Raw genomic sequence first — 15176 nt, forward strand, 5'->3', positions numbered from 1 at the left:
GCCACTATCCTCGCACGCCGCTACTTCTGCTGGCTCCTGCGGAGAAATTGCGCCTCGATTTAACGATTGCTCAACCATATTCGCCAAAACCTGCGGCGCAGAATTCCTTCCCGCACACTCGCGCCAAGTACAGAGATCCCGATGACCTCCCGGCAGACCGACAGTGCCCTCAGGCAGCGCCTCGATTTCATCGAACTCGACGAGGCGGCGCGCAAGTCGATGCGGGATCTGCGCCCTGTCATCACCGAGCTGATCGGCGGCGCCCTCGATAAATTCTACGCCAAGATTGCCAGAACCCCGGCTGTCGCCGGCTTCTTTGCCGACAGGAACCATGTCGGCAAAGCCAAGCAGCGCCAGCAGGATCATTGGGCCAATCTCGCCGGCGGTGCGTTCGACGACAGTTATGTCGACGGCGTCACCGCGGTCGGCCGGACGCACGCCCGCATCGGCCTGGAGCCGCGCTGGTATATCGGCGGTTACGCCATCGTCATGTCCGAACTCGTCAAGGGCATCATGGAAAAGCAGTGGCCGTCGGTTTTCGCGCGCCAGCAAGGCAAGCTGCTGGCCGAGAAGCTGTCGGTGGTCATCAAGGCCGGCATGCTCGACATGGATTATTCCATCTCGGTCTATCTCGAAACGCTCGAAGCCAAGCGCCGCGCCTTGGAAGAGCAGCGCGCCAAGGCCGAATCCGACCAGGCGATGGCACTGGAGCAACTGCGCCGCGGTCTGGAAGCGCTTTCGAACGGCGATCTCGAAGCCACTCTGCCGTCCGACCTGCCGGGTAATTTCCGGCAGATGGCCGAGGATTACAACCGCGCCGTCGGCGCCCTTCGCAAGTCCTTCGCATCCGTGCGCGAGGCCTCGGGCCAGATCATGGGCGGCGCCGATATCATTTCCACTGCGACCAACGACCTGGCGCTGCGCACCGCCCAGCAGGCGGCAGGCGTCGAGGAGAGTTCAGCCGCCCTGCAACAGCTCTCCGTCAGCGTCGGCCAGACGGCCGCCAATGCCGAAAAGGCATCGGCTGCCGTGCGCGAGACGCAGCAGAAGGCGAAGAACTCCGGCGAACTCGTCACCAGCGCCGTCTCGGCAATGGCCGGCATCGAGAAATCCTCGACCGGGATCTCCAAGATCATCGGCGTCATCGATGAGATCGCCTTCCAGACCAATCTTCTGGCGCTGAACGCTGGTGTCGAAGCGGCGCGTGCCGGTGATGCCGGCAAGGGTTTTGCCGTCGTCGCCCAGGAAGTCCGCCAGCTCGCCCAGCGCACGGCCGAAGCCGCCAAGGAGATCAAGAACCTGATCTCGCAGAGCTCGACCCAGGTCAATGAGGGCGTCGGCATCGTCTCCAGCACCGGCGAGGCGCTGAACGACATGATCAGCCGCATCGACATCATCAACCGCTTCGTCGCCGATATCGCCGCCGCCGCCCGCGATCAGGCGACCGGCGTCAACGAGGTCAGCGTCGCGGTCCGCAACATGGGAGCGATCACCGAGCAGAATTCGGACATGCTCGAGCACTCCTCGGCCGAAACCCGCCGCCTCAAGGACGAGGTGGAGAACCTGATCGAACTGCTGCGCCGCTTCCGCGCACGCCCCGAGGGCCATGTCGCCATCGCCGCCCGCTGGGCAGCCTAAGGGGAATATGGCGAAATTCCAGGCGGCGATGCAAAAAAGCGTCTTCGTCGCCTGCCGGATAATTCCATAGTCGGAAAAGATGGGTTATGGGAACGCCATGACCATCAAGCCACTCATCATTCTTCCCGATCCCGTTCTCCGCCAGATCTCCAAGCCGATCGAGCGGGTCGACGCCGATCTGCAGCGCCTTGCCGACGACATGCTGGAAACCATGTACGACGCGCCGGGCATTGGCCTTGCGGCAGTTCAGATCGGCGTACCGCGCCGCATGCTGGTCATCGACATCGCTCGCGAGGGCGAGGAAAAGCAGCCGCAGGTGTTCATCAACCCGGAGATCGTCACCTCCTCCGACGAGCGCTCGGTCTATGAGGAAGGCTGCCTGTCGATTCCGGATTATTATGCTGAGGTTGAGCGCCCGGCTGTCGTCTCTGTCAAATATCTCGACCGGAACGGCAAGGAACAGACGGTTGAAGCCGACGGCCTGCTCGCCACCTGCCTGCAGCACGAGATCGACCATCTGAACGGCGTGCTGTTCATCGATTATATCTCGCGGCTGAAGCGGGAGATGGTGATCAAGAAGTTCACCAAGGCGGCGAAGTCGAAGGCGCTCTGAGCATTGCGTTGAAAATTCACCGGAAAGGCACTATGATATCACCGATATCATGATGGAGATGCCGAATGGGTGACCTGCTTATCCGCGATGTTCCGGATGTGATGAAACGGCAGCTTCAGGAAAGCGCGCAGCGCAATGGCCGCAGCCTTTCGGAGGAGGCGATCGAAATCCTCCGCCGGCAGATCGCTGCGGAGCGCTCGGGCGTTTCGGCCGGGCAGCGCCTGCGCTCCCTGATGGGTGACGAAAGATTGCGCGAAGATGAAGTGGAAGCCATTGCCGCATCGCGCCACGAACGCGACCGCGAACCACCGCGCTTCGACACATGATCGTCCTCGATACGAATGTGATTTCCGAAATGCAGGGTAGGGCCTACAGCGAGCGGATATTGAATTGGCTTGATGGCCACGACGTTGAAACGCTATTTCTGACGACGATCGCCGTCGCCGAAATGCGCTATGGTCTTGAACTCCTCGACGACGGCAGGCGAAAGACAGCGTTGGTATCCGACTTCAATCGGATCGAATCGGAATTTGCCGGCCGTATCCTCGGGTTTTCCCTCAGTGCGGCGAACCGGTACGGGCTATTGGCAGCGGAGCGCAGAAAGGCCGGGCGGCCGATCGAAACGAAGGATGCGATGATTGCCGCCATCTGCCTTGCCAACGGCGCGACGCTTGCCACCCGCAACACCACAGATTTCGAGGGGCTTGATCTCAAGCTCGTAAACCCGTTTGAAGACGGTTGATCCTCAATTGGCGAGATAGAATGTCTCTTCGCATCATCTTCATGGGAACCCCGGAATTCTCGGTCCCGACCCTGCGCCTACTCGTCGATGCCGGCCACAGGATTGTCGCCGTTTATACGCAGCCGCCGCGGCCAGGCGGGCGGCGCGGGCTCGATCTGCAGAAATCGCCGGTGCATCAGGCGGCCGAACTGCTAGGTCTCCCGGTCTTCACGCCGGTCAATTTTAAAGATCCTGAGGAGCGCGAGAGATTTGCCGCTCTCAAGGCCGATGCCGGCGTCGTTGTTGCCTACGGATTGCTGCTGCCGGAGGCGGTTTTGAACGGCACCCGCGATGGCTGCTATAACGGCCATGCCTCGCTGCTGCCGCGCTGGCGGGGTGCGGCTCCGATCCAGCGGGCGATCATGGCGGGTGACGCAAAGACCGGCATGATGGTGATGAAGATGGACAAGGGTCTCGATACCGGCGCCGTGGCGCTGACCCGAGAAGTCGAGATCGGCCCCAACATGACGGCAGGCGAGTTGCATGACCGGCTGATGCAGGTCGGCGCCAAGGCGATGACCGAGGCCATGGTCAAGCTGGAGATGAACGACCTGCCATTGACCCCGCAGCCGGAAGAAGGCGTGCTCTATGCCGCCAAGATCGACAAGGCCGAGACGCGGATCGATTTCGCCAGGTATGCCAGGGATGTGCACAATCATATCCGCGGCCTGGTGCCATTTCCGGGGGCCTGGTTCGAACTTGAGATCGGCGGCAAGCCCGAGCGGGTGAAGGTGCTGGGCTCCGAGCTGGCCGAAGGCCAGGGGATAGCCGGGCAATTGCTGACCGACGATCTTCTGGTCGCCTGCGCGTCGGGCGCGGTGCGGCTGACGCGGCTCCAGAAGGCAGGCGGCAAGCCGCTGGCGGCAGCCGATTTCCTCAGGGGCACGCCGCTTGGCGCAGGCACGAGGCTTTCCTGATGCCACGTTTCCGCATGACCGTCGAATATGACGGCGGCCCCTATGTGGGTTGGCAGCGACAGGAGAACGGCCCCTCGGTGCAGGGCGCGATCGAAGCGGCGGTGCTGTCGCTGACCGGCGAGGCGGTCTTGGTCCGCGGCGCCGGCCGCACCGATTCTGGCGTCCACGCGATGGGGCAGGTGGTTCATACCGATCTTTCCAAGGACTGGTCGCCCTACAAGCTGCAGAATGCCTTGAACGCCCATCTGAGGCTCGCCGGCGAGCGTGTCTCGATTCTCGATGTCGAGGTGGCTCCCGAATTCTTCGATGCTCGCTTCTCGGCGTTGCGCCGGCATTACCTCTACCGTATCCTCAGCCGCCGGGCGCCGCTGGCGCTTGAAGCCGGCAAGGCCTGGTGGGTACCAAAGGTGCTCGATCACGAGGTCATGCACGCCGCCGCCCAGAAGCTGGTCGGCCGGCACGATTTCTCCACCTTCCGCGCCGCCCATTGCCAGGCAAACAGCCCGGTGCGTACGCTCGACCGGCTGGATGTGACCCGCAACGGCGAGCTCATCGAGATCCGCGCCACGGCGCAGAGCTTCCTCCACAACCAGATTCGCTCCTTCGCCGGCACGCTGAAGCTCGCCGGTGAAGGCAAATGGACGCCTGAAGATGTCGAGGCAGCCCTCGAAGCGCGCGACCGCAAGGCCTGCGGCCCGGTGGCGCCGCCGGATGGGCTCTATTTCATGCGGGTGGATTATCCCGACGTGATCCCGGATCGCCGCAGGCCGGTCACCGATGACGGTGACGGCGAAGATCTGTCGTAAGCCCGCTCAGGGGGGATAGATGCCGAGGAAGTGCTGCAGATATTCCGAAAGGATCATCGACGGCACGAGCAGCACCAGCGTCAGCGCCCCGACCATCAAGGCGTGACCATGGCAGATCATCCGGACAATGCGCGCCAGCGCGAAGACCTGCGCCAGCATGAAGGCAAGCAGCAGCAGCGAGACGAGGCCGACGGAGCCGGGCAGAAAGACCACCATCGCCAGCAGCAGCCCGTTGATATAGGAGAGCGGCACGCCGAGCCAGTTGACGCTGACGACGACCGGGGCGAAACGCTCACCCATGCGGAAGGCCAGCAGCAGCAGCCCGGCAAAGACCAGCGGCACAAACCAGTTGGCGACCTCGACAAGGCCGAGCCTGACATAGAAGGCAAAGCCGACATCGGCTTCCGGCGGCATCGACCGCAGGAAGGCCTGTCGCCACCAGAGCCAGGAAATGCCCATCGGCGGCAGGCACCAGGCCATCGCCCAGAACGAGCGGTTGACGCCGCGCTCGGACATGTCGAGGTAGCGGAAGCCGCGCGGATCCAGCCGGATCAGCAGCCAGAGGCCGGCCAGATAGTACTGGACTTCCCTAAGCCCCGGCATTGGTGAACCAGCGGGCGATGAAGGTCTCGTAGATCGCCGTCAGCGTCTCCAGATCGGCGACTGCGACGCGCTCGTCGACCATGTGCATCGTCTGGCCGACGAGGCCGAACTCGACGACCGGGCAATAATCCTTGATGAAGCGCGCATCCGACGTGCCGCCGGTGGTCGAAAGCGCCGGCGAGCGGCCGGCAACGCTTTCGACGGCCGATGACAGCGAGGCAATCAAGCCATTGTTGCGCGTCAGGAACATGTGGCTTGGCCGGTCGGCCCAGACGATATCGTATTTCACCGGCTCGCGGCCCGGCCGCAGCTGGCCGTTGCCGGCGGCGGCATCGAGGCGGCGCAGGATTTCGGCGCGCAGCGTTTCGGCCGTCCAGCTGTCGTTGAAGCGAATGTTGAAGCTGGCCGATGCCTTCGCCGGAATGACATTGGTCGCCGGATTGCCGACATCGACCGTGGTCACTTCGAGGTTCGAGGGCTGGAAGTCGTCGGTGCCACCGTCGAAGGGCGAGTCCATCAGCGCCTGGGTCAGCTGCAGCATGCCGCGCACCGGATTGTCGGCAAGGTGCGGATAGGCGGCATGGCCCTGGACGCCGTGCACGGTGATTCGGCCCGACAGCGAGCCGCGCCGGCCGATCTTGATCATGTCGCCCAGCCTGTCCGGATTTGTGGGCTCGCCGACCAGGCAGGCATCCCAGCGCTCGCCGCGCTCAGTGGCCCATTGCAGGAGCTTGACCGTGCCGTTGATCGCCGGGCCTTCTTCATCGCCGGTGATCAAGAAGGAGATCGAGCCGGAGGGCGGCCCGTTTTTCTCGATATGGCGGGCGACGGCGGCGACGAAACAGGCGATGCCGCCCTTCATGTCGACGGCGCCGCGGCCGAAAAGCTCACCCTTTGCAATCTCGGCGGCAAAGGGCGGATGCGTCCAGGCGGCCTCGTCGCCGACCGGCACGACATCGGTATGCCCGGCAAACATCAGATGCGGGCCATCCTTGCCGAGGCGGGCATAGAGGTTTTCGATATCGGCTGTGCCCTCTTCGCTGGCTTTCACCTTGTCGACGGTGAAGCCGAGCGGCGCAAGCATGGCGTCGAGCGCCGACAGCGCGCCGCCTTCGGCGGGTGTCACGGAGGGGCAGCGAATCAGCGTCTGGAGATTGGCGACGGGATCGGTAGCGGTCATGGCGGTCGAACTATCCGGCGGGAATGGCAAAGACATGGCAAGGCGGCGGCGCCTCGCGTAAAAGACGCCGTCTGTTTACCGGATCAATGTCCTGGTGTCATCAATCTCTGAGCAGCTCGTTGATGCCGGTCTTGGAGCGGGTCTGTTCATCGACGCGCTTGACGATGACGGCGCAGTAGAGATGCGGCGCCGGCTTGCCGTTGCCCATGGTCGCATTGGCCGACGGCATCGAGCCGGCGACGACGACGGAATAAGGCGGCACTTCGCCGTAGGTCACCTCACCGGTGGCGCGGTCGACGATCTTGGTCGACTTGCCGATAAAGACGCCCATGCCGAGCACCGAGCCCTCGCGGACGATGCAGCCCTCGACCACTTCCGAACGAGCGCCGATGAAGCAATTGTCCTCGATGATCGTCGGGCCGGCCTGCATCGGCTCCAGCACGCCGCCGATGCCGACGCCGCCGGACAGATGCACATGCTTGCCGATCTGGGCGCAGGAGCCGACCGTTGCCCAGGTGTCGACCATCGTGCCTTCGCCGACATAGGCGCCGAGATTGACGAAGGAGGGCATCAGGATGGCGTTCGGGGCAATATAGGCCGAGCGGCGCACGACGCAGTTCGGCACGGCGCGGAAGCCGGCGGCGCGGAATTGGTTTTCGCCCCAGTTTTCGAACTTCGACGGCACCTTGTCCCACCATGTGGAATTGCCCGAACCGCCCTTGACCACGTCCATATCGTTGAGACGGAAGGACAAGAGCACGGCCTTCTTCAGCCACTGATTGACCGTCCAGGCGCCGTCGGCGCCGCGCGTCGCGACGCGGACCGTGCCGGCATCGAGCAGATCGAGTGCGGCTTCGACCGCATCGCGAACCTCGCCCTTCGTCGACGTGTTCACATTGTCGCGATTGTCGAAGGCGGCTTCGATGGTCTTTTCGAGGGATGCGAGGTCGGTGGCGCTCATGAGAATTCCTTAAACTTCGATCTTTATCGTGGAGACGGCGAAATCTCCGGAACGCGGTTGGCGGGGGTTTATCCTGCTCTACAGCATGCAGCCGTAGAACGGAATGATTTTTCCGACAAGATCGCACCTGGATTCAAGGCGTTATAGCGACATATCCGGCTTCGTAGCCGGCAATACTGAAAGGCATTTCGAGATGGCGAAGGGACGGAACGGCGGTTCGCGGCGCAAGGATGGCGTATGGGACCCGCTGAAGAGCAGTTCGACCGACAGGCAGCGCGCCGAGGCCGTGCCGAAGACGCCGCAGACGATGTCGCCTGCCTACCGCCTTGCCTATGTCGACGAGGATTTCCTCTGCCGCGAGGAGCTGCGGCCGATCCGCCTGCAGCTGGAACTGATGAAGCCGGAAATGATGCTGACCGAACGCGGCATCAAGTCGACCGTCGTCATGTTCGGCGGCGCCCGCATTCCCGCCCCTGGGCAGAGCGCCTGGGCCGCCCGCAACGATGTCCAGCGCGTCAACCTGGAGGCGGCCTCGGTCTATTATGACGAGGCGCGCAAATTTGCCGGGCTTTGCTCGAAATATTCGGCGAGCTTCGATTTCCACGAATATGTCATCGTGACCGGCGGCGGCCCCGGCGTGATGGAAGCGGGCAATCGCGGCGCGGCCGACGAGGGCGCACCGTCGATTGGCCTCAATATCGTGCTGCCGCACGAGCAGGCGCCGAACGCCTATGTGACGCCGGAACTCAGCTTCAACTTCCACTATTTTGCCATCCGCAAGATGCATTTCATGGTGCGCGCCAAGGCGATCGCAGTGTTTCCCGGCGGCTTTGGAACACTCGACGAATTCTTCGAATGCCTGACACTGATCCAGACCGGCCGCATGGAGCGTCTGCCGCTGATCCTCTTCGGCGAGACGTTCTGGAGGCGCATCATTAATTTCGACGCATTGGCCGAATTCGGCACGATCGCGCCCGACGACGTCAAGCTGATCAGCTTCGTCGACACGGCTGAAGCCGCGTGGAAGATTGTCCAGGATTTCTACGAACACCGAGAATAACGCAATTCCGAGGCAAAGTGCAAAGCGGTTTTCCGTCCGGAATGCGTAGAACAAACAGTTAGATCTCCGCTCTTTCCTCGCCGAACCAGGGGAAAGAGCGGAGCAATGGTGCGACAGGCCTTACAGAAGCGGCCGGTCCGGCATGTCGTCGATCGAGATGACGCCGTCCTTGTTGCGGTCCATCCGCGCAAACAGCTTGTCGAAGGCGGCGACGGCTTCCTGTTTGGAAATCTGGCCGTTCTGGTCGGTGTCGACCCGGTGCATCATCATCGAGGCGCGCATGAAGTTGCCGCCATGGCGCATCCAGTGATGTCCGTCACGGCCATCGTGCCCGCCGTGCCCGTCGCGGGGCGGCCGTGCCTGATCGTTATCCTCCGGTGTCGCGGCTGCGGTATCCGCATCCTTGGTTTCGCCGGCATCCTGCTTGCGCTGATCCTTCATCGCCTGCATCTGCGTCTTCTGGTATTCGCGGATTTCGCCCGGGGTCAGCGATCCGTCCTTGTTGGTGTCGATCGCAGCGAAAACCTTGTCGAGTCCGGTGGTGGCCTCCTCCTTGGTAACCTGCCCGTCCTTGTTTGCGTCGAATTGCTTGAGCATGCGGACATAGGTGATTTCGCGGAAGGCGGCAGGCCCTGGACCGTGCATGCCTGCCTGCTGACGCGGCCCGTCACCGGGTGCGGCATAGCCTGCCCCGGCGGCTGCGCCGAAGATGAGGGTGGAGGAAAGCGCTGCCAGTATCAGCTTGTTGCGGTACATCGTATTTGCCTTTCGTGAGGTGTCCCCTCACGAAGAAAGCTATGGCAACAGGGCGGAAAGACCCAGTTAAACATCGGTAAGCTGAATGAAACTTTGGTAATGCCGTCGGTCGCCGTCAGCCCGGGCGAAATCAGCCCGGACCGGTAATCCTGCCGAGAAACGCGGCGAGGTCGTCGGTGACGAAGTCGATATGATCCTCTTCGCCGCTGGTCTTTTCCCACCATTCGACGACCGTTTCTTCGAGATTGCGCGGCACCAGCAGCACGGTCTGCATGCCGAGCGCCTTCGGCACGGTCAGATTGCGCGGCAGATCCTCGAACATCGCTGCCTTGCTCGTTTCGACGCGCTTCAACGCCATGAATTTGTCGTAGGTCGCCTGCGCCGGCTTCGGCACGTAGTCGGCGGCGACGATATCGAAGATGTCGTCGAAATGCTCGAGAATGCCGAGCGCTTCGGCCGTCATTTCCGCATGCTTGACGCTGCCATTGGTGAAGATGAACTTGCGCCCCGGCAGCGCCTTGATCGCCGCGCCGAGTTCAGGCTGCGGCGTCAGCGCCGTGTAGTCGATCGCATGCGCCTTTTCGAGGAAGTCGTTCGGGTCGATGCCGTGATGGATCATCAATCCCTGCAGCGTCGTGCCATGCTCGAGGTAATATTGCTTCTGCAGCTTGCGCGCCTCTTCCCGCTCCATCTGTAAGAGCGCCGCGACATAAGCGGTCATGTTCTTGTCGATCTGCGCGAAGAGATTGACATGATGCGGATAGAGCGTGTTGTCGAGGTCGAAGACCCAGTCTGTGACGTGCGCGAAGTCGGCTTTATCAGGCGTGCGGTCGATCTTTGTCATGGCGGACTTATGGCACGGGTACGGCCGCAAGGAAATCGACAAGAATAAAATAGACGCCCGATTTTCGGCGGACGTCGCAGGCTCGGGATGCTAGAAAACGGACATGTTTTTCGAACGGCCCGACGATGATACGCTCTATGATGACCTGATCGCGCGCTGCGCCGATTATGAGGGCCAGGCCTATGTCTGCGTCAAGACGACGGGCATCTTCTGTCGTCTGACCTGTCCGGCGCGTAAGCCGAAGCGGGAAAATACCCTGTTCTTCGAGACGATCGCCGCCTGCATGCATTCCGGCTTTCGCCCCTGCCGGCGCTGCCGGCCGCTGGAGCAGCCGGGCAGGGAGCCGATCGTCGACGTGTTGCTTGCCGCGCTCGACAGCGAGCCGCAGGTTCGCTGGACCGAAGACGAGCTTGTGCGCCGCGGACATGATCCCTCGACGGTGCGGCGCGCCTTCAAGCGGGCGTTCGGCATGACCTTTCATGACATCGTCCGCTACCGCCGTCTCAGGCAAGCGGCCCGGCAACTGGCCGATGGCGCACGCGTCATCGATGCGCAGATCGACGCCGGATACGAGTCTCCGAGCGGCTTCCGCACGGCATTCCAGCGGCTCGTCGGCAAGGCGCCGGCGCTCTCGCAGAACCGCGAACTGCTTTTTGCCGACTGGTTCGACACGCCGCTCGGGCCGATGATCGCGGTTGCCGACCAGACACATCTGCATCTGCTCGAATTTCACGACCGCAAGGCGCTACTGAGCGAGCTCGAGGCACTGCAGAAGCGCGTCCGCTCCTCGGTCGCGATCGGCCGCACGCCGGCAATCGACCGGATCGAGACGGAGATCCGGGACTATTTCGAAGGGCGGCGCACGGTCTTCACGACGCCATTGGCGCTCGGCGGCACGCCCTTCGAAAAACATGTCTGGGCAAAGCTCATGGATATCCCTGTCGGTCAGACCCGCGCCTATGGCGATCTTGCAAGGCAGATGGAAAGGCCGGAAGTCGTGCGTGCCGTCGGCCGCGCCAACGGCGCCAACCAGCTAGCCATCATCGTGCCCTGTCATCGCGTGCTCGGCGCGGATGGATCGTTGACCGGCTATGGCGGCGGGCTCTGGCGCAAGCAATGGCTGCTGCGGCATGAAGAGAAGATCAGCACACAATCAAAGATGGAGGAGACAACATGAACCAGACTGAAAAGGCCAAGGCATTCGGCGCGCTGCACCGCAAGGGCAACCCGGTCATTCTTTACAACATCTGGGATGCCGGAACGGCCAAGGCGGTGACGGAAGCCGGCGCCAAGGCGCTGGCGACCGGAAGCTGGTCGGTCGCCGCCGCTCAAGGCTATGGCGACGGCCAGAAGCTGCCGATGGAAGTGCTGCTTGAGACGGCACGCTCGATCGCCGCCGTCAACGAACTGCCGCTCTCGGTCGATTTCGAAGGCGCCTATTCGACGGACCCTTCAGGTGCCGCGGCCAATGTGGCGAAAGTGATCGAGGCCGGCGCCGTCGGCATCAATTTCGAGGATCAAAAGATCGGCGCGAGCGGCCTTCATCCGGTGGAGGCGCAGGCGGCCCGCATCCGCGCCATCCGGGAAATGGCCGAGGCGAGGGATATCGATTTCTTCATCAACGCCCGCACCGACCTGTTCCTTCAGGAAGGCGACGGCTCCAGGCATGCCGGTCTGGTCGACGAGGCAGTCGAGCGTGGCAAGGCCTATGCAGCGGCAGGCGCCAGCGGCTTCTTCGTGCCCGGCCTCATCGAACCAGCGCTGATCGAGAAGATCTGCGCCGCCTCCAGCATGCCGGTCAATATCATGATGAAGCCGGGCGCGCCCGAACCGGCAGCGCTCGGAAAGCTCGGCGTCTCGCGCATCAGCTACGGCCCGGGGCCATACCGGGCCATGATGGAGAAGCTGAAGGAAGCCGCGGCGGCGATCTATAGCCCGCTCTGATTTCGGCTCCAGTCTTGGAAGATGCGTCCCTTCGCCGGTGAAGGGCGCAACCTCGATCAGGGGACGATCAGCGTTCCGACGCCGTGCTCGGTGAAGATCTCGAGCAGGACGGAATGGGCTGTCTTGCCGTTCAGGATGACGACGCCCTGGACGCCGGCCTTGATCGCATCGATGCAGGTCTCGACCTTCGGGATCATGCCGCCCGAGATCGTGCCGTCGGCGATCAGCGCATGCGCTTCGGCGACGGAAAGCTCCTTGATCAGCTGGCCGTTCTTGTCGAGCACGCCGGGCACATCGGTCAGGAAGAGCAGGCGGGTGGCGTTCAGCGCGCCGGCAATGGCGCCGGCGAAAGTATCGGCATTGATGTTGTAGGTGGCGCCGTCGCGGCCGGGTGCGACCGGGGCGATCACCGGGATCATCTCGGAGCGGGCGAGCAGATCGAGCAGCGTGCGGTCGACCTCGACCACCTCGCCGACGAAGCCGAGATCGAGCACGCGCTCGATGTTGGAATCCGGATCCTTCACGGTCTTGCGCGCCTTTTCGGCGAAGACCATGTTGCCGTCCTTGCCGCAAAGGCCGATCGCCCATTCGCCGGTCTGGTTGATGAGCGCGACAATTTCCTTGTTGATCGAGCCGGCGAGCACCATCTCGACGATCTCGACCGTCTTCTGGTCGGTGACGCGAAGCCCGCCCTCGAATTTCGATTCGATGCCCATCTTGCTCAGCATGGCGCCGATCTGCGGGCCGCCGCCGTGAACGACGATCGGGTTGACGCCCGATTGCTTCAACAGCGCGATGTCGCTGGCAAAGGCCTTGCCGAGCTCGGGATTGCCCATGGCGTGGCCGCCATATTTGACGACAATCGTCTTGTTCTCGTAACGCTGCATGAAGGGCAGCGCCTTGGCCAGAAGCCGTGCCTGCAGTTCGCTTTCGGACTCGTTCATGGGGACCCCGCAGAATTGTTCGCGGCCTTTTATCGCAAGTTTCTGACAGAGGGAATAATCCAGAGGGCAATAGTTTTTCGTATCTGGCGCGGAGCCGGTGGTCTTTACCGTCCGGCGCACGCAAGTATGATATGAGGAACGGCATGCAAGGCGATGAGATTGCAGACCTGATCGGCCGCGTCGCGCTCAGCGACCGCAGGGCTTTTATTGCCCTTTACAATCAGACCGGGCCGAAACTTTTTGCCATCTGCCTGCGTATCTTGAAGGATCGCACGGAAGCCGAAGAAGCCCTGCAGGAAGTCTATATCAGCATCTGGCAAAGGGCCGGAAGTTTCCAGGCAGCCACAGGTTCGTCCTCGGCGTGGCTTTCGGCGATTGCCCGCAATCGGTCGATCGATACGTTGCGGTCGCGCAAGCCTATCGCCGACGAAATCGACAGTGCCTACGATCTTGCCGATGCCGCACCCGACCCGGAAATGCAGACGGTGACGAAGGATGAAGGAAGGCGGATTGACACCTGCATGGAAGAGTTGGAAGCTGATCGTGCGGTCGCGGTGAAACGGGCTTATGTCGAAGGGCTGAGCTATCAGGAACTGGCTGATCAGTTTGGTGTCCCGCTGAACACGATGCGGACCTGGCTCAGGCGCAGCCTGTTGAAACTGAGAGAGTGCATGGAACGATGACATCCCCCGACAAAAGCAAGGGAGACCGCTCCCGCGACGAGGTTCTCGCCGGCGAATATGTGCTTGGCGTCCTCTCGCTGCAGGACCGACGGGTGGTGGAAGAGCGCATTCGCCACGATCGGCCCTTTGCCGCGATCGTCAGCCGCTGGGAAACCAACCTTTCCGCCTTCAATGACGAGTATGAAACCGCCTCGCCAAACCGGGAAACCTTCAAGCAGATCGAGGCGCGGCTTTTCGGCGATGCTGCAAAACCCGCATCCTTTTCGCAAGGAATCTGGAATTCGGCGGTTTTCTGGCGCTCGCTGAGCTTTGCCTGTGTCGTCGTCGCCGTCAGCGCCGTTATCTTCGCCTCCGGCGTGGTGCCGCAGCCGCAGGGGCCGACACCGCTGGTGGCCTCGCTTTCCGGCCAGAACAGCGCCATCAATCTTCTCGCCTCCTACGAGCTGCAGAGCGGCCGGCTGAAGATCGTGCCGGTGGCCGCCGGCAAGCCGGAGGAGAAGTCACTGGAACTCTGGCTGGTGCTGGGCAGCGGCCTGCCGAAATCGCTCGGCGTCTTCCAGCCGGGCGAGAGCGGCGAACTCGTCATTCCCGCCGATCTGCGCAGCCATCTCGCCGATGGTGCAACGCTTGCCGTCAGCCTCGAACCCTTCGGCGGCTCGCCGACCGGCCAGGCGACCGGTCCGGTGATCGCAAGCGGCGCCTTGCGCCGGCCATGATTGGGCGCCGGTCGTAAATCGCGCGCCCATAAAATCATTTTCTCCCAACTGAAACTCTTTGGCGCAAGCCTCCGTAGTTCGAAATGTCCGGACGACGCTCAGGCATAAAGCCCGCGGATGGTGTCCGGTGAGGAGAAAATCATGATCAAGTCCGTATTGCGCGGTTTTGCACTCGCGACCGCCCTATCCGCTGTCGCCTTTGCCGCCGCCAAGAACCCGGAAGTCGGCGGTGCGGCGATGTTCGCCACCAAGAACATCATCGAAAACGCTGTCAATTCGAAGGATCACACGACGCTGGTCGCAGCCGTCAAGGCGGCGGGCCTGGTCAGCACCCTCGAGGGCAAAGGCCCCTTCACCGTCTTTGCGCCGACCAACGAAGCTTTCGCCGCCCTGCCGAAAGGCACGGTCGAGACGCTGCTGAAGCCGGAAAACAAGGCGACGCTCACCAAGGTTCTGACCTGCCATGTCGTTGCCGCCGATGCGATGGCCAAGACCGTTGCCAAGATGATCAAGGATGACGGCGGCGAGCACGACATCAAGACCGTCGGCGGCTGCGTGCTGAAAGCCAAGGAAAGCATGGGCAAGATCACGCTGACCGACGAAAACGGCGGCGTCTCGCATGTGACGATCGCCGATGTCAAACAGTCGAACGGCGTCATCCACGTCGTCGACAAGGTGCTGCTGCCGAAGATGTAAGTCTGCGTATGTCGGCAGAGGCGTGGGGCGCTCT

At 62.5% G+C, this 15176-nt stretch carries 18 protein-coding genes; 12 read left to right on the top strand and 6 right to left on the bottom strand.

Annotation, left to right across the window (positions count from 1 at the left end):
- The first annotated feature begins 141 nt into the window (after nucleotides 1–141).
- The 6 genes from J3O30_RS02145 to truA all read left to right on the top strand — a co-directional run bounded on the left by J3O30_RS02145 (nucleotide 142) and on the right by truA (nucleotide 4755).
- Nucleotides 142–1638, top strand: coding sequence for a globin-coupled sensor protein (locus tag J3O30_RS02145; RefSeq protein WP_207582669.1), 1497 nt, complete (start codon nucleotides 142–144; stop codon nucleotides 1636–1638).
- A 97-nt stretch (nucleotides 1639–1735) separates the two neighbouring features.
- Nucleotides 1736–2251, top strand: coding sequence for a peptide deformylase (def, locus tag J3O30_RS02150; RefSeq protein WP_207582670.1), 516 nt, complete (start codon nucleotides 1736–1738; stop codon nucleotides 2249–2251).
- A gap of 65 nt (nucleotides 2252–2316) precedes the next feature.
- Nucleotides 2317–2577 (top strand): plasmid stabilization protein, encoded by a 261-nt coding sequence (locus J3O30_RS02155; RefSeq protein WP_164006310.1) that lies wholly within the window; start codon nucleotides 2317–2319, stop codon nucleotides 2575–2577.
- The gene (locus tag J3O30_RS02160; RefSeq protein WP_207582671.1) at nucleotides 2574–2993 is read left to right on the top strand and encodes a type II toxin-antitoxin system VapC family toxin; all 420 of its coding nucleotides are present in this window, start codon (nucleotides 2574–2576) and stop codon (nucleotides 2991–2993) included. The genes J3O30_RS02155 and J3O30_RS02160 overlap by 4 nt, the downstream gene beginning before the upstream one ends.
- Nucleotides 2994–3013: 20 nt before the next feature.
- Nucleotides 3014–3949: a methionyl-tRNA formyltransferase gene (gene fmt / locus J3O30_RS02165; protein ID WP_207582672.1), complete on the top strand. Its 936-nt coding sequence runs from the start codon at nucleotides 3014–3016 to the stop codon at nucleotides 3947–3949.
- A complete protein-coding gene (truA, locus tag J3O30_RS02170; protein ID WP_207582673.1) occupies nucleotides 3949–4755 on the top strand; it encodes a tRNA pseudouridine(38-40) synthase TruA in 807 nt (268 codons plus the stop codon). Before fmt ends, truA begins: the two co-directional genes overlap by 1 nt.
- 6 nt (nucleotides 4756–4761) lie before the next feature.
- Here truA and J3O30_RS02175 read toward each other — a convergent pair whose 3' ends face one another.
- From J3O30_RS02175 to dapD, 3 genes are all read right to left on the bottom strand, one after another.
- On the bottom strand, nucleotides 4762–5358 hold the full coding sequence (locus J3O30_RS02175; RefSeq protein WP_207582674.1) for a hypothetical protein: 597 nt from the start codon (nucleotides 5356–5358) through the stop codon (nucleotides 4762–4764).
- The gene (gene dapE, locus J3O30_RS02180; protein ID WP_207582675.1) at nucleotides 5345–6538 is read right to left on the bottom strand and encodes a succinyl-diaminopimelate desuccinylase; all 1194 of its coding nucleotides are present in this window, start codon (nucleotides 6536–6538) and stop codon (nucleotides 5345–5347) included. Before dapE ends, J3O30_RS02175 begins: the two co-directional genes overlap by 14 nt.
- Before the next feature lie 100 nt (nucleotides 6539–6638).
- The gene (gene dapD / locus J3O30_RS02185; RefSeq protein WP_207582676.1) at nucleotides 6639–7499 is read right to left on the bottom strand and encodes a 2,3,4,5-tetrahydropyridine-2,6-dicarboxylate N-succinyltransferase; all 861 of its coding nucleotides are present in this window, start codon (nucleotides 7497–7499) and stop codon (nucleotides 6639–6641) included.
- A 193-nt stretch (nucleotides 7500–7692) separates the two neighbouring features.
- On the opposite strand from dapD, the gene J3O30_RS02190 reads away from it, so the two are divergent.
- Nucleotides 7693–8559: an LOG family protein gene (locus J3O30_RS02190; protein WP_207582677.1), complete on the top strand. Its 867-nt coding sequence runs from the start codon at nucleotides 7693–7695 to the stop codon at nucleotides 8557–8559.
- A gap of 120 nt (nucleotides 8560–8679) precedes the next feature.
- On the opposite strand, the gene J3O30_RS02195 is transcribed toward J3O30_RS02190, so the two are convergent.
- Both J3O30_RS02195 and J3O30_RS02200 read right to left on the bottom strand, forming a co-directional pair.
- Nucleotides 8680–9315: a calcium-binding protein gene (locus tag J3O30_RS02195; RefSeq protein WP_207582678.1), complete on the bottom strand. Its 636-nt coding sequence runs from the start codon at nucleotides 9313–9315 to the stop codon at nucleotides 8680–8682.
- A 130-nt stretch (nucleotides 9316–9445) separates the two neighbouring features.
- Nucleotides 9446–10159, bottom strand: coding sequence for a pyrimidine 5'-nucleotidase (locus J3O30_RS02200; RefSeq protein ID WP_207582679.1), 714 nt, complete (start codon nucleotides 10157–10159; stop codon nucleotides 9446–9448).
- 103 nt (nucleotides 10160–10262) lie between these two features.
- Between J3O30_RS02200 and J3O30_RS02205 the strand changes: the two genes are divergently transcribed.
- Both J3O30_RS02205 and J3O30_RS02210 read left to right on the top strand, forming a co-directional pair.
- Nucleotides 10263–11336: a trifunctional transcriptional activator/DNA repair protein Ada/methylated-DNA--[protein]-cysteine S-methyltransferase gene (locus tag J3O30_RS02205; protein WP_207582680.1), complete on the top strand. Its 1074-nt coding sequence runs from the start codon at nucleotides 10263–10265 to the stop codon at nucleotides 11334–11336.
- Nucleotides 11333–12103 (top strand): isocitrate lyase/phosphoenolpyruvate mutase family protein, encoded by a 771-nt coding sequence (locus tag J3O30_RS02210; protein WP_207582681.1) that lies wholly within the window; start codon nucleotides 11333–11335, stop codon nucleotides 12101–12103. The genes J3O30_RS02205 and J3O30_RS02210 overlap by 4 nt, the downstream gene beginning before the upstream one ends.
- 56 nt (nucleotides 12104–12159) lie before the next feature.
- On the opposite strand, the gene argB is transcribed toward J3O30_RS02210, so the two are convergent.
- Nucleotides 12160–13047 carry an acetylglutamate kinase gene (gene argB, locus J3O30_RS02215; RefSeq protein WP_207582682.1) on the bottom strand — a complete coding sequence of 296 codons (888 nt, stop codon included), beginning with the start codon at nucleotides 13045–13047 and terminating at the stop codon, nucleotides 12160–12162.
- Between the two features lie 143 nt (nucleotides 13048–13190).
- On the opposite strand from argB, the gene J3O30_RS02220 reads away from it, so the two are divergent.
- The 3 genes from J3O30_RS02220 (at nucleotide 13191) to J3O30_RS02230 (ending at nucleotide 15142) form a co-directional block, all read left to right on the top strand.
- A complete protein-coding gene (locus tag J3O30_RS02220) occupies nucleotides 13191–13730 on the top strand; it encodes a sigma-70 family RNA polymerase sigma factor (RefSeq protein ID WP_207584242.1) in 540 nt (179 codons plus the stop codon).
- Nucleotides 13727–14446: an anti-sigma factor gene (locus tag J3O30_RS02225; protein WP_207582683.1), complete on the top strand. Its 720-nt coding sequence runs from the start codon at nucleotides 13727–13729 to the stop codon at nucleotides 14444–14446. The genes J3O30_RS02220 and J3O30_RS02225 overlap by 4 nt, the downstream gene beginning before the upstream one ends.
- A gap of 141 nt (nucleotides 14447–14587) precedes the next feature.
- Nucleotides 14588–15142 (top strand): fasciclin domain-containing protein, encoded by a 555-nt coding sequence (locus J3O30_RS02230; protein ID WP_207582684.1) that lies wholly within the window; start codon nucleotides 14588–14590, stop codon nucleotides 15140–15142.
- Nucleotides 15143–15176 lie beyond the last annotated feature (34 nt).

Origin of the sequence: Rhizobium sp. NZLR1 (assembly GCF_017357385.1) — a bacterium.
GTDB lineage: Bacteria > Pseudomonadota > Alphaproteobacteria > Rhizobiales > Rhizobiaceae > Rhizobium.